The organism is Hyphobacterium indicum (assembly GCF_003129605.1).
In the GTDB taxonomy this organism is placed as follows: domain Bacteria; phylum Pseudomonadota; class Alphaproteobacteria; order Caulobacterales; family Maricaulaceae; genus Hyphobacterium; species Hyphobacterium indicum.
The window spans coordinates 435,068-454,637 of the sequence record NZ_QBDX01000001.1 but is presented as its reverse complement, the minus strand read 5'-3'; the positions used below and the strand labels follow the sequence as shown (position 1 = coordinate 454,637).

At 62.6% G+C, this 19,570-nt stretch carries 19 protein-coding genes; 9 read left to right on the top strand and 10 right to left on the bottom strand.

Annotated elements, in window-relative coordinates; translation table 11 throughout:
- Positions 1-25: 25 nt before the first annotated feature.
- Together DBR16_RS02220 and DBR16_RS02215 are read right to left on the bottom strand one after the other, a co-directional pair.
- Positions 26-436: a (deoxy)nucleoside triphosphate pyrophosphohydrolase gene (locus DBR16_RS02220; protein ID WP_109259597.1), complete on the bottom strand. Its 411-nt coding sequence runs from the start codon at positions 434-436 to the stop codon at positions 26-28.
- 39 nt (positions 437-475) lie between these two features.
- Positions 476-1,372, bottom strand: a complete 897-nt coding sequence (locus DBR16_RS02215; RefSeq protein ID WP_161539377.1) for a peptidylprolyl isomerase — start codon at positions 1,370-1,372, stop codon at positions 476-478.
- Between the two features lie 161 nt (positions 1,373-1,533).
- On the opposite strand from DBR16_RS02215, the gene secA reads away from it, so the two are divergent.
- Entirely contained in the window at positions 1,534-4,287 is a 2,754-nt protein-coding gene (secA, locus tag DBR16_RS02210) for a preprotein translocase subunit SecA (RefSeq protein ID WP_109259595.1), read from the top strand.
- Between the two features lie 25 nt (positions 4,288-4,312).
- The gene (locus DBR16_RS02205; protein WP_161539376.1) at positions 4,313-4,744 is read left to right on the top strand and encodes a GNAT family N-acetyltransferase; all 432 of its coding nucleotides are present in this window, start codon (positions 4,313-4,315) and stop codon (positions 4,742-4,744) included.
- Here the strand turns inward: DBR16_RS02205 and DBR16_RS02200 are convergent.
- The 4 genes from DBR16_RS02200 to DBR16_RS13950 form a co-directional block, all read right to left on the bottom strand.
- A complete protein-coding gene (locus DBR16_RS02200; protein WP_109259593.1) occupies positions 4,741-5,724 on the bottom strand; it encodes an acetyl-CoA carboxylase carboxyltransferase subunit alpha in 984 nt (327 codons plus the stop codon). The genes DBR16_RS02205 and DBR16_RS02200 overlap by 4 nt on opposite strands.
- 399 nt (positions 5,725-6,123) lie before the next feature.
- Positions 6,124-7,050: a site-specific tyrosine recombinase XerD gene (xerD, locus tag DBR16_RS02190; protein ID WP_233347517.1), complete on the bottom strand. Its 927-nt coding sequence runs from the start codon at positions 7,048-7,050 to the stop codon at positions 6,124-6,126.
- Positions 7,047-8,645 carry a hypothetical protein gene (locus tag DBR16_RS02185; RefSeq protein WP_161539375.1) on the bottom strand — a complete coding sequence of 533 codons (1,599 nt, stop codon included), beginning with the start codon at positions 8,643-8,645 and terminating at the stop codon, positions 7,047-7,049. The genes xerD and DBR16_RS02185 overlap by 4 nt, the downstream gene beginning before the upstream one ends.
- Positions 8,620-8,760: a hypothetical protein gene (locus tag DBR16_RS13950; protein ID WP_161539374.1), complete on the bottom strand. Its 141-nt coding sequence runs from the start codon at positions 8,758-8,760 to the stop codon at positions 8,620-8,622. Before DBR16_RS13950 ends, DBR16_RS02185 begins: the two co-directional genes overlap by 26 nt.
- An 81-nt stretch (positions 8,761-8,841) precedes the next feature.
- On the opposite strand from DBR16_RS13950, the gene DBR16_RS02180 reads away from it, so the two are divergent.
- The 3 genes from DBR16_RS02180 to DBR16_RS02170 are packed head-to-tail and all read left to right on the top strand — an operon-like array spanning position 8,842 to position 11,760.
- Positions 8,842-9,408, top strand: a complete 567-nt coding sequence (locus DBR16_RS02180; protein ID WP_109259590.1) for a shikimate kinase — start codon at positions 8,842-8,844, stop codon at positions 9,406-9,408.
- On the top strand, positions 9,401-10,492 hold the full coding sequence (gene aroB, locus DBR16_RS02175; protein ID WP_109259589.1) for a 3-dehydroquinate synthase: 1,092 nt from the start codon (positions 9,401-9,403) through the stop codon (positions 10,490-10,492). The genes DBR16_RS02180 and aroB overlap by 8 nt, the downstream gene beginning before the upstream one ends.
- Positions 10,489-11,760 carry an HlyC/CorC family transporter gene (locus tag DBR16_RS02170; protein WP_109259588.1) on the top strand — a complete coding sequence of 424 codons (1,272 nt, stop codon included), beginning with the start codon at positions 10,489-10,491 and terminating at the stop codon, positions 11,758-11,760. The genes aroB and DBR16_RS02170 overlap by 4 nt, the downstream gene beginning before the upstream one ends.
- Here the strand turns inward: DBR16_RS02170 and DBR16_RS02165 are convergent.
- Positions 11,757-12,203: a YaiI/YqxD family protein gene (locus DBR16_RS02165; RefSeq protein WP_109259587.1), complete on the bottom strand. Its 447-nt coding sequence runs from the start codon at positions 12,201-12,203 to the stop codon at positions 11,757-11,759. The genes DBR16_RS02170 and DBR16_RS02165 overlap by 4 nt on opposite strands.
- Positions 12,200-12,460: a BolA family protein gene (locus tag DBR16_RS02160; RefSeq protein ID WP_233347515.1), complete on the bottom strand. Its 261-nt coding sequence runs from the start codon at positions 12,458-12,460 to the stop codon at positions 12,200-12,202. The genes DBR16_RS02165 and DBR16_RS02160 overlap by 4 nt, the downstream gene beginning before the upstream one ends.
- 52 nt (positions 12,461-12,512) lie before the next feature.
- On the opposite strand from DBR16_RS02160, the gene DBR16_RS02155 reads away from it, so the two are divergent.
- From DBR16_RS02155 to DBR16_RS02140, 4 genes are all read left to right on the top strand, one after another.
- Positions 12,513-13,130 (top strand): J domain-containing protein, encoded by a 618-nt coding sequence (locus tag DBR16_RS02155; RefSeq protein WP_109259586.1) that lies wholly within the window; start codon positions 12,513-12,515, stop codon positions 13,128-13,130.
- 111 nt (positions 13,131-13,241) lie between these two features.
- Positions 13,242-14,243, top strand: a complete 1,002-nt coding sequence (cobS, locus tag DBR16_RS02150; RefSeq protein WP_109260014.1) for a cobaltochelatase subunit CobS — start codon at positions 13,242-13,244, stop codon at positions 14,241-14,243.
- An 8-nt stretch (positions 14,244-14,251) separates the two neighbouring features.
- Positions 14,252-16,162 (top strand): cobaltochelatase subunit CobT, encoded by a 1,911-nt coding sequence (gene cobT / locus DBR16_RS02145; protein ID WP_109259585.1) that lies wholly within the window; start codon positions 14,252-14,254, stop codon positions 16,160-16,162.
- Entirely contained in the window at positions 16,159-17,157 is a 999-nt protein-coding gene (locus DBR16_RS02140; RefSeq protein WP_109259584.1) for an esterase-like activity of phytase family protein, read from the top strand. The genes cobT and DBR16_RS02140 overlap by 4 nt, the downstream gene beginning before the upstream one ends.
- Positions 17,158-17,270: 113 nt before the next feature.
- Here the strand turns inward: DBR16_RS02140 and DBR16_RS02135 are convergent, their stop codons facing one another.
- Positions 17,271-18,959, bottom strand: a complete 1,689-nt coding sequence (locus DBR16_RS02135) for an amidohydrolase (RefSeq protein WP_109259583.1) — start codon at positions 18,957-18,959, stop codon at positions 17,271-17,273.
- Between the two features lie 29 nt (positions 18,960-18,988).
- Complete coding sequence (locus DBR16_RS02130; protein ID WP_109259582.1) at positions 18,989-19,546, bottom strand: cysteine hydrolase family protein; 558 nt, start codon at positions 19,544-19,546, stop codon at positions 18,989-18,991.
- Positions 19,547-19,570 lie beyond the last annotated feature (24 nt).

The following is a 19,570-nucleotide window of genomic DNA, read 5'->3' as shown; positions in this document are numbered from 1 at the left end:
CCCTGCGTATCGACCGCAAAGCGCCTTACAAGCGATCGCGAATTTCTGCGGCGAGCGGCCGATCTGCGGGCGCCAGGTCGAAATCCAGCAGCCGGGCGGGCATCGTCCAGGCGATTTTCTGCCCTTCCTGCGGGGAGATAAACCCATCCCATCGGCGACATATGAATAACGGCATCACGAGATGGAAGGCCTCGTAGGGATGCGAGGCAAAGGCGAAGGGCTGCAGACAGCTTTCGCATGGTTCGATCCCGAGCTCCTCACGCAATTCCCGAACGATGGTCTGTTCGGGGGTTTCCCCTGCCTCGACCTTGCCGCCGGGAAATTCCCACTTGCCGGCCAAAGCCTTGCCCGCCGGCCGCTGCGCGAGCATTACCCGGCCATCCGCATCGCGCAGGGCACAGGCTGCTACCAGCAAAACCGGCTTTACATCAGTCATTCTGGCGACTTGTCCTTAATATTGGGTGAGCGGACCGCACTAATCCTGCGGTTCGGCGGGCGGTTCCGTCTCTGCCGTTCCGGCGGGATCGATGACAAGGGATTCCGGTGCGCCGGGCTGGATGACCTCGATGCGGGCGGCGGCGCGCAATTCCTCGACCAGAGTCGAGATCGTCTCGAAGGTCAGGAAGCGGACAATCGAGCTGCGCATTTCCTCGAAAGGCGGGCCTTCGGGGGCGCGCCGGTCGACGATATAGAGAATATGCCAGCCGGCATTGGTGCGGACGGGGCCGGTAATCTCGCCCTCTTCGGTCGAGAAGGCCAGCGCGCTGATTTCCGGCAGTACACCATCGCGTGAAAAATAGCCGAGATCTCCCCCCTGGACGCGGGTGGCAATATCGGTGGAATACTGCACGGCCAGCTCGGCGAAATCGCGGCCATCATTGGCGAGGCCGATAATGGCGTCAGCATCCTCGCGGCTATCGACCAGAATATGACGGGCCCGGATCTGTTCACCCGGCCGCGACAGCTCTGTCTGCTCGCTATAGAGGCGCTGGGCGGCCTCCTCGGTGACCTGCGCGGCAATTTCGGTCTCCAGCAGAATATTCCCGAGGATACGCTCTTCAGCTGCAGCCAGGCGGCGGCGCGCTTCCGGGGTGTTCTGCAAACCGCGGCGGCGGGCTTCCAGAGCCAACAGCCGCTGATCGATCAATTCCTCGACAATCCGCTCATATTCGGGATCATCCGGGGGCAGGCGTTCCCCCTCAGCAATCACACCCTGTGCCAACGCTTCGCGCTGGACAGCCGCATTGTAGATGATGGTCTGGTCGATCTGCGCCACAGCATTGTCCGGCGGCGGCAGGCCGGCATCCGTTGTTTCGCCGGATGGCGATCCGCTACAGGCCGCCAAGACCAGCAAAAATGAAAGACCCGCCAAAGTCCTTGCCGAAGTAGGGATATTGCAGCCGCGTTTCATTGACACCTATACCGCGCGTCCTTAAGTCAAATCCGGTTTCCAGTGAAGCCGGTTCCGGGGTGGCGTCAAGCAGGCAACCCTGTCTTTCCGGCCTCATCCCGCCCGTTTGCACAGGTTTTTTCATGCTCTCCATCACCCGTAAACTGTTCGGCTCACCCAATGACCGCCGTATCAAGAAGCTTCAGCCGCGCGTCGAGGCGATCAATGCGCTGGAGCCGGAATTCGAGACGCTGACCGACGACCAGCTTGCCGGCAAAACCACTGAATTCAAGCAGCGGCTGGAAAATGGCGAGACCCTCGACAAGCTTCTGCCGGAAGCCTTCGCCGCGGTCCGGGAAGCAGCGAAGCGTTCACTTGGCCAGCGCCATTATGATGTGCAGCTGGTCGGCGGGATCATCCTGCACGAGGGCGATATCGCGGAAATGAAAACCGGCGAGGGCAAGACGCTGGTGGCGACAGCCCCCGTCTATCTCAACGCACTCCAGGGCAAGGGCGTTCACGTAGTTACGGTGAATGACTATCTCGCCAGCCGCGATGCGGAATGGATGGGGCAGGTCTATGCCAAGCTGGGCATGACCACGGGGGTCATTCTCAACGGGTTGCAGGACGAACAACGCCGGCAAGCCTATGCCTGCGACATCACCTACGCCACCAATAACGAGCTCGGCTTCGACTATCTCCGTGACAATATGAAATACTCGCTGGATCAGATGGTCCAGCGCGGTCACCATTATGCCATCGTTGACGAGGTCGACTCCATCCTGATCGACGAAGCCCGGACCCCGCTGATCATTTCGGGACGGACCGAGGACAAGACCGATTTCTACAAGACGATGGACAGCATCATCCCGCTGCTCAGTGAGGAGGATTACGAGATCGACGAGAAATCGCGCTCCATCCTCATCACCGAAGAAGGCAATGACAAGATCGAGGACCTGCTGCGCGAGCGCGGGCTGCTCGAAGATGGCGATCTTTACGACGCCGAGAATGTGATGGTGGTTCACCATCTCAACCAAGCGCTGCGCGCCCACAAGGTGCACCAGAAGGACAAGGACTATATCGTCAAGGACCGCAAGGTTATCCTGATCGACGAATTCACCGGCCGGATGATGCCGGGCCGCCGCCTGTCCAATGGCCTGCACCAGGCCATCGAGGCCAAGGAAGGCGCCGACATCCAGCCGGAAAACCAGACGCTGGCCTCCATCACCTTCCAGAATTATTTTCGCCTTTACGGCAAGCTGGCGGGCATGACCGGCACAGCGGCCACCGAAGCCGACGAGTTTCACTCGATTTATGGTCTCGGACTGGCCGAAATTCCGACCAATCGCCCGGTCGCCCGGCAGGATGACGATGACGAAGTCTACCGCACGGCGCGGGAGAAAAACGAGGCCGTCGTTGCCGATATCAAACAGGCGGTCGAGAAGGGCCAGCCCGTTCTGGTCGGCACGGTCTCGATCGAGAAATCCGAAGTGTTGTCGGAATTCCTGAAGAAGAAAAAGATCAAGCATCAGGTGCTGAATGCCCGCTATCACGAGCAGGAAGCCCGTATCATCGCCCAGGCCGGTGTGCCCGGGGCGGTGACCATTGCCACCAATATGGCCGGCCGCGGCACCGACATCCAGCTGGGCGGCAATGTCGATTACCGCATCGCCGACTGGATTGACGAGCAAACCCAGAAGGGGGCAGCTCCGGATGAAAAGGCCATCGAGGCCAAGCGCGCGGAAATCGCCGCTGAAGTGAAAAAGCTGAAGGAACAGGCGCTGGCGGCAGGCGGGCTATACGTTCTGGCCACCGAGCGCCATGAAAGCCGCCGCATCGACAATCAGCTGCGCGGCCGTTCCGGGCGGCAGGGCGATCCGGGCCGTACCAAATTCTACATTTCCGTTGAAGACGATCTGTTGCGGATTTTCGCACCGGAACGCCTCGATACGATCATGCGGACGCTTGGTCTCAAGGAAGGCGAGTCCATCCAGCACCCGTGGATGTCGAAAGCCATCGAGACCTCGCAGAAAAAGGTCGAGCAGCGCAATTTCGAGATCCGCAAGGACGTGCTGAAATACGATGACGTTATGAATGATCAACGCAAGGCGATCTTCGAGCAGCGCATCGAATTCATGACCGATGACGACGTGTCCGACGTGATCGGCGATATGCGCAATGAAACGGCCGAAGACATTGTCGCGCGTTTCATCCCGCCGAAAGCGCTCCCGGACCAATGGGATGTGGATGGCCTCCACGCCGCAATCATCGAAATTTTCAATCTCGACCTGCCGGTCAAGGACTGGGCCGAGGAAGAAGGTATTGCCGACGAGGAGATTATCGAGCGCCTGAAAGACGCAGCCGACAAGGCCTATGCTGCCAAATCGGCCGAAACCGGCGCGGAGCTGATGCGGCGCGTTGAAAAGCAGATCCTGCTGGAAACCATCGACAAGGGCTGGCGCGAACACTTGCAGCGCCTGGAATCCCTTCGGTCCATCATCGGTCTGCGCGGCTATGGCCAACGTAATCCGCTGGATGAATACAAGACCGAAGCCTTCTCGCTGTTTGACCACTTGCTGAGCAGTCTGCGCGAGGATGTCACCAAGGTAATGATGAAGGTCCGGGTCCAGGCCGCCCCGCCCAAGCCGGCTCCGCTGCCGGACATGAAAGCCACCCATATCGATCCGCGCACGGGCCGCAACGAGATGGACGGTCCCGATGCCGGTCCGGTCGCACCCCGAGTTGCCCCGACGCAACGGCGCACATCCATGGCCGGCAATCCCAATGATCCCGCCAACTGGGGCAAAGTGCCCCGCAATGCGCCCTGCCCCTGCGGTTCCGGCAAGAAATTCAAGCAATGTCATGGCGCCATCAGCGGCCCCACCGTCTCGACCTGAGCCGCTCCGGATTCGCGATGCGCGGATGGAAGAGTGCGACGCCCTGTCCGCGCTCTGTCTGAAGTCGAAGGCGCATTGGGGCTATGATGCGGCCTTCATAGACGCCTGTGCCCCCTATCTGCGGGTGGAGCCGCAATGTGTCAGCGCCGGACATGCTTTTGTGGCGCTGGATCATGAAGACCGGGTTGTTGGCGTCTGTCAGCTCGATCCCGACGGAAAGTCCGGCAATCTCGACCTGCTGTTCATAGATCCGGATGCGATCGGAACCGGGGCCGGGCGTGTCCTGTTCCAGGAAGCCGCCCAGCGGCTGCGCGAAGCGGGCGTGGAAACCATGACGATATTGTCGGACCCGGATGCGCGCGGGTTTTACGAAGCCATGGGAGCGGTTTTCATCGCCAACCGTCCCTCGGATGTTTTTCCGGGCCGTACTCTGCCATGGCTGGAGATGCGCCTTTAGCCCTCACTGGCCTCAAGACGGCCGATGGCGAGGAAGCGCTCGCGGCGGCGGGCGCGCAGATCGCTGGCCCGCAGGCCTTCAAGACCGGACAGAACCGAATCAATCTTCTCGCCGATCTTGCGGACCGTATCGTCGGGCGCGCGATGGGCTCCGCCGATCGGTTCCTTGACGATGTGATCGATGATCTTGAGCTCTTTCAAGTCCTGCGCCGTGATCTTCATGGCGATGGCCGCATCCCGGGCACGCGCTGCATCCTTCCACAGAATGGAAGCGCAGCCCTCCGGTGAAATCACCGAATAGATGGAATGCTGGAGCATGATGATAGAGTTGGCGCTGGCCAGCGCCACGGCGCCACCAGACCCACCCTCACCGGCAATTACCGAAATCAGCGGCACACCCAGCGTCAGGCAGCGCTCGGTGGAGCGGGCAATGGCCTCGGCCTGGCCGCGTTCTTCCGCACCAACACCGGGATAGGCCCCTGCCGTGTCAACAAATGTAAGGACCGGCATCTTGAATTTCTCGGCCATGTCCATCAGGCGGATCGCCTTGCGGTAGCCTTCCGGGCGCGCCATGCCGAAATTGTGCTTCAGGCGCGACTGGGTATCGCGGCCCTTTTCATGGCCCATGACAACGACGGACCGGCCGTGAAAACGGCCGATGCCACCGACAATCGCCGGATCTTCGGAGAAGCGGCGGTCCCCGCACAATTCCTCGAAATCCTCGATCAGGAGGCGGCGGTAATCGCGGAAATGCGGGCGTTCAGGATGGCGGGCGACCTGGGTCTTGCGCCAGGGATCGAGTTTCTCATAGAGGCTGGCCAGCTGTTCTGCCGATTTCTGACGCAGCTTGGCGATCTCGTCCGCCACATCAGGCACGTCAGCGGAATTGGACGCTGCCAGCGTTTCCAGCTCCTCGATCTTGGCATCGAGTTCTGCAACGGGGCGTTCAAAATCGAGATAGGTCCGGGTCGGGTCTGACATTTAGAGCCTGATTTGTTCAAGCGGCATTGTTTGACCGCCGGTATTTCGTGGTCCGGCAAGGAGCGCAAAGCGATGCGGTGTGAACACCGTGAGTTTTGTGCGACACCGTCCGGGGCGCGAAAGACCAAGGTGAAACGATGGAAGTTTGCTCGGGTCAATCAAGCTGTTGTCTCCTTCCGGCTTGGCGGTCTTTTCCGCGCCGGCTTTGTCGAAATCCTCGCATGATGGTCATCATCATGCTGCGGTATTCTCCTTGCCAGCCCAAAAAATCCTCACCATCAAACCGCTTCCGGTTGAACAAACCCGGCTCTGGCCTGTCTTGTTATGCATCCGGTTGCGGAAGCGCCGCGCAACCTAGCTATCCCCAATGCAAGGAACAAGCCGTGTGTGCGGTTGTTATCAGCGCCTGGCCAGCGGGTGCGCCGTTTCCACCAGAGTGCGCAAACGCTCTTCGAGCACATGGGTGTAAATCTGCGTGGTCGAGATGTCGGCATGCCCCAGCAAGGCCTGCACGCTGCGCAAATCCGCGCCATTCGCCAGAAGGTGCGTGGCAAAGGCGTGGCGCAGGACATGCGGCGAAATTTTCGCCGGGTCGAGCCCGGCCGCAATGGCCAGGTCCTTGAGGATGCGCGCAAACTGTTCACGCGTCAGATGGCCTTCAGCCGCGCTGGACGAGGGAAAGAGGAAGCGCCGGGCTTTGGCCAATTGTGCAGCCCGTGCCTTCGGGAAATGATCCTCACGCACCGTCAGATAGGCTGTAATGGCCTCCAGGGCCGGCGGGGTCAGGGGCACCAGTCGTTCCTTGCCACCCTTGCCGGTGATATAGATGGCACTTTCCGAGCGCGCGATGGCACTGAGCGGCAGGCTGACCAGCTCGCTGACCCGTAATCCCCCGGCATAGAGGATTTCCAGCAGCGCACGGGCCCGTAAACCACGCGAGCCGTCGAGCGTTTCTGCTGCCGCAAACAGCGCTTCAACATCCTGCTCGGACAGGACTTTGGGCAGGGGCCGTCCCTGTTTCGGGCCGGACATGGCGCGGGCCGGATCATCGCTGCGCGTGCCTTCCGACAGCAGAAAGCGGTAAAATCGCCTTGTGGCCGAAAGGCGCCGGGCAGAGGTGGAGGCCGCCAGACCTTCCCGGGCCATTTCCGCCAGACAGGTTTCCAGGTGACGTGTGTCCGCCTCGATCAGCTCGGTGCCATGCGCTGACAGGCGCAGCGACATATCTTCCAGATCGCGGCGATAGGCATCCAGCGTATTGCGGGCCGCCCCGCGTTCAGCCGCCATCATGTCGAGAAACAGATCGATCAGCTGATCGTCCGTCACGCGAGCTCCACGATGAGGCGTTCGAGCATGATGGACAGAGCGGTATCACGCAGGCCGACACGGTCGAGCGCTGCGGTAATACGCATCAGCTCCAATGGAGAGGCTCCAGCGGGGCCATCCTCGAGCACTTGAGCGGCCAGCAAGGCGGTTTCCGCCCGTGCCCCGGCCAGTGCAGCGGCATCCATGGCCGCCAGCGCGTTCGACACATCCCCAGTCTCCGCATTGAAAAGGGCGAGCCGCAGATCGGCCGGCGCACCTGCCCCAAGACCGGCCAGACCGGCGACATCGCCCAGACCGGCTGTACCGGCTTCGAGGCGGGCCTGGATCAATGCCGCCGTCGAAGACCGCCGGATATGATCCTGTGCCACGGCGAAAGCGAGGTCGAGGCCGACCAGATAGGCGGGCGAAGGCGGATTCCACTCCGGACGATCCTGCGAGGGTGTGTCCATGATCATGTCCGGCTTGGTAGGGTCATAATGCGTCGGGAGCTGCCGCAGCGGCGGGCCCTCGTCCAGCGCCTGCCGCCAATCGCGCGCTGTTGCCATGTCGCCCACAGCCAGCGCTGCGAGTGCAAACCGTCCGCCGAATTCGATGGTCTCATAGGCAATGGGAAGCGTCGCGACCTCGCGGCCATAACGGCGGGCAACGCGCATGAAATCATTATCCCGGTCAGCTTCCTGCAAGGCGAGGCCCAGCGCCCTGGCCGCGACCAGACGGTCAAAGTCCTGACCGATCAGCTGTTCCAGCATCTGCTCGCGGGCCACGCCTTCCTGCATGGCAAGCCCTTCGAACGCCAGAGCCGGCTCAGCCGTCAGCTCGGCCTGTGCAGAATTGGCCTCGGCGGCCTCCACCAGCCATTGCGGCGCGTCTGTCAGATCCACAACGGGTCGGCCTTCCGCCGGGGAAACGGCGGCCAGTGCCCAGTCGAGCCCGGTATCGGCCGAAACGCTGTCCACCGACCACCGGCCGATTGTGATGGCGTAGAGCAGACCGTCGAAATTCTCGTCCGGTGCGCTGGCCCGTGCCAGATCGGCCGAAAGTTCCGCGGCCGCATCCTCGCCATCCAATGCATGACAGAAGGCGCGGGCGCGAAGCCAGTAAGGTTGTTCGCGGCCGGTGATCAGCGCATTCGCCGTGCGGCAACCGGCATCACCCGCCGCCAGCGCAAAAGCGGTCTCTGCATGAAGCTGTGCCAGTTGCGGGGCGCGGTCGAGGCCGGGCGTCCGCTCCAGAAGACTGTAGACGGCTTCCGCGCCGGAGGCTGCCAGCAGGCGGTCGGCGCGCAGTGTGGCCAGCGTTTCATTGCCGCGGCCGCCCTGTGGAGGCGTGCCGCCGGATAAAAGGGCCAGGGCGACCAGATTGGCCCGCGCCGGCGAGGTGTATCCTGTTCCGGATGCGGCGGGCAGGTTCTCAAGCGCATTGAGAGCGGTCTGGATGGTCGAACCGGCCCACAGGTTTTCGCCCAACCCGTTCTGGGCGACGCCGACTTCCAGAGGATCCAGCGCGCCGAGTTGGCGGACCTCGATATCCTGCCCGGCGGCACTGCCGGCGATCACAAGGGCAAGGATGCTAGCGAGACAATTCGTCGGTGACATCAACGCGGACCTCTTCGGTTTGCGGTTCCAGACCGCCGCCAATCATGGCGAGGACAAAAAATCCTCCCACCAGAACAGCGGCGCCGACAATCAGGGCGATCAGTGTGTTACGCATTGCATGCTCCAGTGCTTATCGTCACATTACGGGTGAATGCGGCAATTTCCAGACCAAGGCTGACGACTATATGATGCGCATATGAGTGAAGATTCTGCTGATCTGCCACCGGCGGCGCGCCCCATTGTGCTGGTCGGGCTGATGGGGGCGGGCAAGACGACGGTCGGCCGCCGTCTCGCGGCCGCGCTGAATCTGCCTTTCATTGATGCGGATGAGGAAATCGAGAAAGCGGCGGACCGGCCGGTTTCGGAAATCTTTTCGGATTTTGGCGAAGCAGCGTTCCGCGATGGCGAGCGGCGTGTGATTGCGCGCCTGCTGGACGAGCCTCAGGCCGTCATCGCGCTTGGCGGCGGGGCCTTCGTCAATGACGAGACCCGGCGGCTGGTGCGCGAGAAAGCGATTTCCATCTGGCTGAAAGCCGATCTCGACACGCTGATGGAGCGCGTGTCACGAAGGGATACGCGGCCGCTGTTGCAGACCGAGGATCCGCGTGCGGTCATGGCCGATCTGATGGCCCGGCGTGAAGCCGCCTATGCCGAGGCCGATCTTCAGATCGCCGGCGATGCCGGACCGCATGCGACAGCGGTTCAACGCATTCTCGACGCGCTCAGGGACTATGGATTCGAGGCCACCTCCGGCAATGACTGACCGGATCCGGATAGACCTGGGCGAGCGGGGCTATGACGTGCTCCTCGGCCCCGGCGCGCTGAGGGCTGCGCGGCATCATCCGGCACTGTCGGGGGCCCGCCGCCATGCTGTGCTGGCTGACGCCAATGTGCTGCGCCTGCACCGCTCCCGGGTTGCGGATGTGCTGGACGGTCCCGGCCTCGCCGGACCTCCGATCGAGATACCGGAGGGCGAGCGCGCAAAATCCTTCGCCACGCTGGAACAGGTGCTGGGCCAGATGCTCGATCTTGAACTGGAACGCGGCGATGCGGTCCTGGCGATTGGCGGCGGTGTGACCGGAGATCTCGCCGGACTGGCGGCGGCGCTTTACAAGCGCGGCATGGATGTCATCCAGGTGCCAACCACGCTTCTGGCGATGGCGGATTCCTCTGTTGGCGGCAAGACCGCGATCAATATGCCGCAGGGCAAGAATCTGATCGGCACCTTCCATCAACCCAGCCTGGTCATTGCCGATTTCGGCTTCCTGGACACCCTGCCGGAGCGGGAGCGCCAGGCCGGGTTTGCCGAGATCGTCAAAGCAGCGCTGATCGGTGACCGGGATTTCTTCGAGCGGCTGGAAAAATCCGGACGCGACGGGCTGACCGCAGCGCAGCTGCAAGCCCATCTGAAGACGGCGATTACCTTCAAGGCAGGCATCGTGGCCGCCGATGAACGCGAAGCCGGCCAGCGCGCCCTTCTCAATCTCGGGCATACATTCGGCCATGCGCTGGAAAGCGAGGCCGGGGGCGCCCTGTTACATGGCGAAGCGGTCGCGGCAGGGCTGGCGCTGGCGTTCGATTATTCGGCCCGCCTCGGCCTGTGCCCGGAAAAGGATGCCGCCCGCGTCCGGGCGTATCTGGAACTGGCGGGCCTCCGGACACGGCTCCCTGACCTGCCCGGGGCGCCGTTTTCAGCCACGGCTATGCTGGACCGCATGCGGCATGATAAGAAGAATTCCGGCGGTCATATCCGCCTTGTTCTTGCGCACGGCATCGGCAATGCCTTTATTCACGATCAGGCTGATGCGGCCGATCTCCTCAACTTTCTGAAAGACCAGATACAATGACCGAGACATGGATCCTGATTTCGCTTGGCGGAATTGTGCTCCTCCTGTTCATGTCCGCCTTCTTCTCGGGCTCCGAGACTGCGCTGACCGCCGTGTCGCGGGCGCGGATGCTGCAGCTGGAGAAAGAGGGCAAGCATGCGGCGCGCCGCGTGACGCTGCTCACCGAGGATCGTGAGCGGCTGATCGGCGGCATTCTGCTGGGCAATAACTTCGTCAATATCATGGCGTCCGCGATCGCGACGTCGGTCTTCGTGGTCCTGTTCGGTCCCGCCGGCGTGCCCTATGCGACGCTGGTCATGACGGCGCTGGTGCTGATCTTTTCAGAAGTGCTGCCCAAGACCTATGCGCTGTCCAATCCCGACCGGTTTGCGCAAGCCGTGTCCCTGCCCATCATGCTGTTTGTCCGGATTTTCGCGCCAATCGTGGGGACGGTCCAGGCCATTGTCCGCTTCGCCCTGCGCCTGCTCGGCGCCCGGGTCGAGGGCCCGGTCCTGTCGTCGCATGACGAGTTGCGCGGCCATATCGATCTGCACCACCAGGAAGGCGGGGTGGTCAAGGATGACCGCGACATGCTGGGCGGGGTGCTCGATCTGCGCGAGCTGACCGTTGATGATGTCATGGTTCACCGCAAGAATATCACCATGATTGATGCCGGCCTGCCGCCGGGCGAGATTGTCGCGGCAGCGCTGAACAGCCCGCATACGCGCCTGCCGCTCTACCGTGATGATGCCGAAAACATTGTCGGCGTGCTGCATGCGCGCGATCTGGCCCGGGCGCTGCTCAATGCGGGCGGCGATGCCAGTGCGATTGATCTCAATACGGTCATGCGTGAGCCCTGGTTTGTGCCGGAAACGACAGAGCTTCTGGATCAGCTCAATGCCTTCCGCGAGAAGCGCGAGCACTTTGCGCTGGTGGTCGATGAATATGGCGCGCTGATGGGGCTGGTCACGCTGGAAGACATTCTTGAAGAGATTGTCGGCGAGATCGAGGACGAGCACGACATCACGGTCGAAGGCGTCCGGCTGGAAACGGAGGGCGTCTGGCTGATTGACGGGCACACGCCGATCCGCGACGTCAACCGGGTGCTGGACTGGGATCTGCCGGACGAGGAAGCCGTCACCATGGCGGGACTGGTCATCCATGAAAGCCAGACCATCCCCGAGACCGGACAGGTGTTCAGCTTCCATGGCGTCCGCTTTGAAATCGTCGAGCGGGTCCGCAACCAGATCATCCTGATGCGGGTGCAGGAATTGCCGGAAGAAGCCTAGCGCTTCACTTTCCGGAACAGGATTTCGAGCCCGTTGAGGAAGGCCGAGCGGTCGCGCTGGGAATAGGGCCGTCCGCCGCCGCCTTCCATCGCACCGGCGGAGCGCAGGTCCGACATCAGATTGCGCGTGGCCAGAACCGCGCCGATATTATCGGCATCAAAGGCCTTGCCCTTGTGATCAATGGCCAGCGCGCCCGCCTTCAGGCAGCGGTCAGCGAGCGGGATGTCGCTTGTGACGCAGATATCGCCCGGCCTGATATGCTCTGCGATCCAGTTGTCCGCCGCGTCCGCGCCTTCGGGCACGATGACCAGCTGCGCCCACGGGCTTTGCGGCCGCCGCAGCCCGCCATCACAGACCAGCTTCACTTCGGTCTCGTGGCGCTCGGCCACGCGAATCGCTTCGTCCTTCACCGGACAGGCATCGGCATCAATATAGAGGGTCATTTCACCGTCAGGCGGAGCGCATGGACAGGGCCGGCGAGTTCGTCGGCAAGAACCCTGTTGATGGCGCGTTGCCGGTCCAGGCGCGACAGTCCGGACAGTTGCGCAGCACGGATCTCGACATGAAAATGGCTCTGCCCGCCATCAGGCGCACCGGCATGCCCGGCATGCAGCGCGCTTTCATCGGTGACGGTGAGCGCCTCCGGCGCAAAGGCCTCGCGCAGCTTTTTCTCGATGCGCTGCTGAATTTCACCCGACAATTACACCTCCGCTTAGTTGCCGCTTAATCGGTGTCGCCCCATACTTAGGTCCATGGAAGGCGAATTTACATACAAGCCGCGGTTCAAGGATATCCGGATCAAGCCGCCCAAGGACCAAGCGGCACCGGAAGAGCGTGTCTGTGAATGGCCCGGCTGCTGCGCGCATGGCAATAGCCGCGCACCGAAGGGCACGGCCGATCTCGATGATGTGCACTGGTTCTGCCAGAGCCATGCCGGGCAATACAACAAGTCGTGGAATTTCTTCGAGGACATGGACGAGGACGCGGTGGCGGCCTTCAATGCCTCGGCACATTACGGCCATCGCCCGACCTGGAATTTCCGCTCCAATACCGGCAAGCGGGCGAAAGCGGGCAAAGCGTCCAAGGATTTCCGGGACGGCTTTACCGACCCGTATAACCTGTTCGGCAAACGGCCGGAGGGCGATGTGCCGCCCGAGGAGCGCCGCAAGCGCTATGGCAAGCTGCAATCCATGGCGCTGGAAACGCTGAATCTGGACGGCAGCGAGAGCAAGGCCATCATCAAGAAACGCTATGCGCAGATGGTGAAACGCTTTCACCCCGACGCCAATGGCGGCGACCGGTCCTCCGAGGAACAGCTGGGCCGGGTGATCCACGCCTACCAGATCCTGAAGAATGCGGGAATGGCGTAACAGCTTGTGAGCAGGTGCGCACTTTCCGCGCCCGCAAGGCCCGTGCTAGTCATCCCGTACGCATGAAATCCGCGCTGGAGATTGCGCCGGATCGCCCGATATATGAGTGCCATGAGCGACCAATTCCCCCTGAATGAGCCCGATGTGATTGCCGATTGCGAAGCCCTGTTCGGCTTCGACCCCGGATTCGAGGTGCCGGCCTTTTCCCGGCCCGACGAGCACACGCCGCCGGTGGATGAGGCCTATGTCTTCGACCCGGCCACGACACGGGCGATTCTGGCAGGATTTGCGCGCAATCGCCGGGTGATGATCCAAGGCTATCACGGCACCGGGAAATCCACCCATATCGAACAAGTCGCGGCACGCCTGAACTGGCCCCTGATCCGCATCAATCTGGACAGCCATGTCTCCCGCATCGACATGGTCGGCAAGGACGCCATCGTGTTGCGTGACGGCAAGCAGGTCACCGAATTCCAGGAAGGCATTCTGCCCTGGGCGCTGCAGCGCCCGGTCGCCCTGTTGTTTGATGAATATGATGCCGGCCGCCCGGATGTGATGTTCGTGATCCAGCGCGTGCTGGAAGCCTCGGGCTCGCTGACCCTGCTGGACCAGACCAAGGTGATCCGCCCGCACCCCTATTTCCGCCTGTTTGCGACGACGAATACGGTCGGGCTGGGCGATACCACGGGCCTCTATCACGGCACGCAACAGATCAATCAGGGGCAAATGGACCGCTGGTCGATTGTCGCCACGCTGAATTATCTGCCGGCAGAAACCGAAGAAGAAATCATCCGGTCACGCCTGCCGGAGATGGCCGCGACCGATGAGGGCAAGAAGACAATCGCCGATATGGTGAAGGTGGCGGATATGAGCCGCGATGCCTTCATGAATGGCGATATCTCCACCGTGATGAGCCCGCGCACGGTTCTGACCTGGGCAGAGAATGCCGATATCTTCGGTGATGTCGGCCATGCCTTCCGCCTCACCTTCCTCAACAAGTGCGACGAGCTCGAGCGGCCGACCATTGCCGAATTCTACCAGCGCGTCTTCGGTGAGGATTTGCCTGAAGCGCCGCTGAAGCCGAGCCCCGCCAAGCCGGCCAGCGCGGCATAAGCCGTGAGATGACCGACAACCCCCTCGCCGATGCGTTCAAGCGCGCCCTGGCCATTTCCGCCCGGGCCATTGCCCAGGACAAGGATCTGGAAGTGCGCTTTGGCGGCGAGATTGCAAGCTATGCCAAGGGAAAGATGACCCTGCCCAATCCGGGCGAGGTGGATGCCGGATCGGCCCGCGCGGCGCGGGGCCGGGCGGATGCCATGGCGCTGAAACTGCTGCACCACAACAAGCAGACCTGGGCCGAAACCCTGCCGCCGGGATCACAGGCGCGGGCGATTTTCGATGCGGCTGAACAGGCCCGCGTGGAAAGTCTGGGCGCGCGCGAAATGCGCGGCGTGGCCGTCAATCTGGAAGCCGCGCTGGAGGCGAAGGCCGTCCAGAAGGGCTGGAACCGGGTCGAGGACCGCCAGCAAGCGCCGCTGAACGAGGCGGTGGGCCTGATGATCCGCGAGCGCATCACCGGCCGCCCGACGACAAAGCTGGCCGAAGGCCTGATGAATGTCTGGCGCGAGGATCTGGAAACCCGCGCGGGTGAGGCTCTGGATGCGCTGGCTAACAGCGCGGACGACCAGAAGGCCTTCGCAAAAGCCCTGGAAGAGGTGATCCGCGATCTCGATCTGGCCGACGAGCTGGGCGGGGATCCGGACAACTCCGACAGCGATAATGACGAGGATTCCGGCACCGAGCGCGAACAGCAGACCGGCGAGGAGGATGGCGATTCCGAACCCGACAGTGATCAGGGCGAGGATGTCGATGCCGATGGCGACAGCGCCGATGATGACGAGATCGATTACCAGTCCGATGAGACCCTGGGCGAGCTGGACAGCGATGAGGAGGCCGGTGAAGCGGCGCGCGCCGAACGGCCCAATTATGCCCGCTTCGAGGACCGGCCTGCCGAGAGCTATCGCATTTTCACCACCAAATTCGATGAAATCATCCGCGCCGAGGATCTGTGCGATGAAGAGGAGCTGGCCCGCCTGCGGCGCTATCTCGACCAGCACATGAAAGGGGTGGAGAATGTCGTCGGCCGTCTGGCCAACCGGCTGCAACGCCGTTTGATGGCGCAGCAGACGCGCTCCTGGAGTTTTGACCTGGAAGAAGGCGTGCTGGACCCGGCGCGGCTGACGCGGGTGGTCACCGATCCGATGTCGCCGCTCTCTTTCAAGCAGGAGCTGGAAACCGATTTCCGCGACACGATTGTCACCCTGCTGATCGACAATTCCGGCTCGATGCGGGGACGGCCGATCATGACGGCGGCCTCCTGTGCCGACATTCTGGCGCGGACGCTGGAGCGTTGCGGGGTGAAGACGGAGATTCTCGGCTTTACCACGCGCTCGTGGAAGGGCGGACGCGCCAAGGAAGCCTGGATCGAGGCAGGCAAGCCCGTCAATCCGGGCCGCCTCAATGATATCCGGCATATTGTCTACAAAAATGCCGACGAGCCGTGGCGGCGCTCCCGCGTCAATCTCGGCCTGATGATGCGCGAAGGCCTGCTGAAGGAGAATATCGACGGCGAAGCCCTGCAATGGGCGTGGAAACGCCTCGCCATGCGGCCGGAACAGCGGCGCATCCTGATGGTGATTTCCGATGGTGCGCCGGTGGATGACGGCACGCAATCGGCCAATCCCGGCGCCTATCTGGAACGGCATCTGCGCGAAATGATCGCGCTGATCGAGAACCGCTCGGATGTGGAATTGCTGGCCATCGGGATCGGCCATGATGTGACGCGCTATTACCGCCGCGCGGTGACCATCACCGATGTCGAGCAATTGGGCGGGGCGATGACCGAACAGCTGGCCGCCCTGTTCGACAAGGACGGGCCGGGCCCGCGCGGGCCCGCCATATCCTCGTCATCATCCAGAGGTACACGCGGGCTGACACGGGCCGACTGGGCCGAGCTGGGAGCGAAGGTGTGAAATATCTGACCGGATTCGCCGCGCTGTTATTGCTGGCCGCCTGTTCGGGCGATCCCGGTGCCGGGCCGATTCTGATCGAGGCCGAAAAGGTCGCGCTCTATCCCGATGCGCCGGAGCGTCAGGATGTGGGCGCTCTGGAATATCGCGGCGGGCTGGTGCTGGCCTCACCGGATGAGCGCTTCGGCGGATTGTCCGGCATGGAAATTGAAGGCGGCCGCCTGCTGGCAATTTCCGATTCCGCCTACTGGCTGACCGCGCATCTGGAATATGACGATGCCGGCATGCTCACCGGTCTTTCGAACGCGTTTTATGCCCCGATGCTCGATGCCAATGGTCAGGCACTGGTAGACCGGGCCGCTGATGCCGAAGGGCTCGCCGCACTTGGCAATGGCGCCTATGCCGTCAGTTTCGAGCGCGAGCACCGAATGGCGCGCTATGACATTTCACCGGACTGGTCAGGGGTCGCCATCGCCACGCCCACCCCGATCACGCCGCCGCCGGGCACGGATCGCCTGCGTGATAATGGCGGGATTGAGGGACTGGCGTCCGCCGATTACGGCCTCTGGGCCGGCGTGGAATATCCCATCATTGACGGCCGGCCCCATACGCTGTGGGTGATGCCCGATGACGGCGAAGCCACCGGCCTGCCGTATCCGGCGGAACCCGGATTTGGCGTGACCGGTCTGGATCGCGGACCGGATGGCGACATCTATCTGCTCGAGCGCATCTATATCAGCGGCGTCGGCAATACGATCCGCATCATGCGCTTTGACGAGTTCGGTCTGGAAACCGAGGACCAGCGCAGCAATATCGATACGCTGGCCATCCTTACGCCGGGCATGACGGTCGACAATTTCGAAGGCATTGCGGTTGGCAATGTGAATGGCGAAATGCGCCTCTTCATCCTCTCGGACGACAATTACAATCCCGGCCAGCGGACGCTGCTCATGAGTTTTGCGTTCGCGCAAGGTCGGATCGGGAGCGATTCCCAGTAGTTTTCTCCCCCTGCTTGCGGGGGGAGTGGCCTGAAAGGCCGAGGGGGGCATGCCCCCTCCGTCAGCTTCGCTGCCACCTCCCCCGTGAACGGGGGAGGAAAAATGACACAAGCCTACTCCGCCCGCCAGACTATCTCGCCATCAAGCACCGTCATCACCGGCTCGACGGTGAGGATCTCCTCTTCCGGAATGGTCATGATGTCGGCGGAGAAGACCGTGAAATCGGCGCGCAGGCCCTCAGCGATCCGGCCGAGCTCGTCCTCGCGGAAGGAGGCATAGGCCGGCCAGGCCGTGAACATGCGCAGGGCCTCGGCGCGGGTGACGGCCTGATCCGGGCGCCAGTCTTCTGTCTGCGTGCCATCCAGCCCGCGGCGGGCCACGGCGCCATAGAATTCTATGCGCGGATCGCCACGTTCCACCGGGGCGTCCGACCCGCCGGCAATGATCACGCCGGAATCGATCAGGGCGCGCCAGGCATAAGCGCCATCCAGACGGTCCGGACCCAGACGGTCCGGGGCGAAGAAGAGGTCGCCGATGGCGTGGCTGGGCTGCATGGACGGGATGACGCCGAGCTCGGCAAAGCGTGGAATGTCTGCCGGGTCGACGATCTGGGTGTGTTCATTGCGCCAGCGCGGTTCGGCAATGGCGCGCTGTTCCACCGGCACTGCGGCCCGGGCCTCCTCGATCCAGTCGAGGAGAAGGCGGTTGCCGCGATCACCGATGGCGTGAATGTTGAGCTGAATGCCCTCCTGCAGCGCCGTGACCATGCCCGAGAGCGTTTCGTCCTCACGGCTGAGCATGAGGCCGGAATTGCCCGGATCATCGCTGTAGGGCTCGAGCAGGGCGGCACCACGCGATCCCAGCGCGCCATCCATGTAGAGCTTGATGGCGCGGGCGATGACGCGGCGGTTGTCGCTGATGACATGGCCATCGCGCACCAGCGGGCCGAAGGCGTCGGGATTGGCAGAGATGTAAACACGAACCGGCAAGTCTTCCGAAAGGCCCTCGATCATGGCGACATCGGCCCATGGTACGGACATGTCATGCGCGCCGGTCCAGCCATAACGCGCCGCCGCCCAGGCCCCTTCCAGATAGACTTGCGCGCGGTCTTCACCCTCGAATGTGCCCCCCAGCGCCCCGACGGGTGCCATGGCCGTGTCGATGAGCATGCCGGTGAGCTCGCCATCCGCATCGCGGAGAATGTCGCCGCCTTCCGGGGCGACGCTGTCAGCCGTAATGCCGGCGCGTTCCAGCGCCAGCGAATTGGCGACCAGCGCATGGCCGTCAGCGCGGATGAGGAAAACGGCAAGATCCGGGGCCACGGCATCGATATCCTGACGCGTGGGGAAGCGGCCTTCGGGCCAGTGGGTCTCGATCCAGCCACGCCCCTGCAAGACCGAACCGTCCGGCAGATCCGCGGCCGCCTCGGCTACCCTTGCCTGCAAATCCGCGATGGAGGTTGTGCCTTCCAGATTGAGCAGGCGTTCGCGCGCACCCAGCCCGATGACATGGACATGTGAGTCGGTGAAGCCGGGATACATGGCGGCCCCGTCCAGATCGATGGCGGTGGTCGCCTCGCTGATCAGGCCATCCGGGATATCGGCTTCCGCGCCGGCATAGACGATGCGCCCGTCGCGCACGGCCACGATCTCGACCTGCTCTTGCCCCTCATCGGCGGTGTAGATCGGTCCGCCGGAAAAGATGGTGTCAGCGGCCTCCACGGTCACAGCGGTGTCACGCTCTGCTCCTTCCATGGAACAGGCGGCCAGAAGGAAAGCGGTAGCCAGAATCGCAATGCGCATTGTGTTCCCCTTGAATGATGTGCGGCAGCCTAGCCCGCCGGATGGATCAGCGAAACCGCTTCCTGCGTGGAAATGACGGTGGCGAATTCTCCGTCAATGCTCGCGAGGTGAACGCGGTGCACTGTCTCGGCATCCATGACATGGCCATTGGCGTCGCGAACCGGGAAGGCGGCTGTGGCGTCGCCCACCAGAAACGTCTCGAATCCCAGATTCCCCGCCATCCGCACCGTGGTGGAAACGCAGTGCTGGGTCGTCAGACCGAAAATGACCAGCTGGTTTGCGCCCATCGCGTTCAGACGCGGCTCAAGCCCGGTGCCGATGAAGGCCGAATTGACCGTTTTGCCGATAACCAGCTCACCGTCTATTGGCCGGGCTTCGGGCTTGAAGTCATTTCCAGCCTGACCGGGACGCAGCGGGCTGTCCGGGTTTGTAGAGTTGTGTTTGACATGGATGAGTGTCTGGCCTTGTGCGCGCGCCGCGGCCAGCAGGGTCGCAACATTGGATTCGAAACCCGGCGTCGAGCGATCTCCGCCCCAATAGGACCATTCATCCAGGCCTTGCTGGATATCGACGGGCAGGATGACCATAATGATCTGTCTCCGAAACGAAAA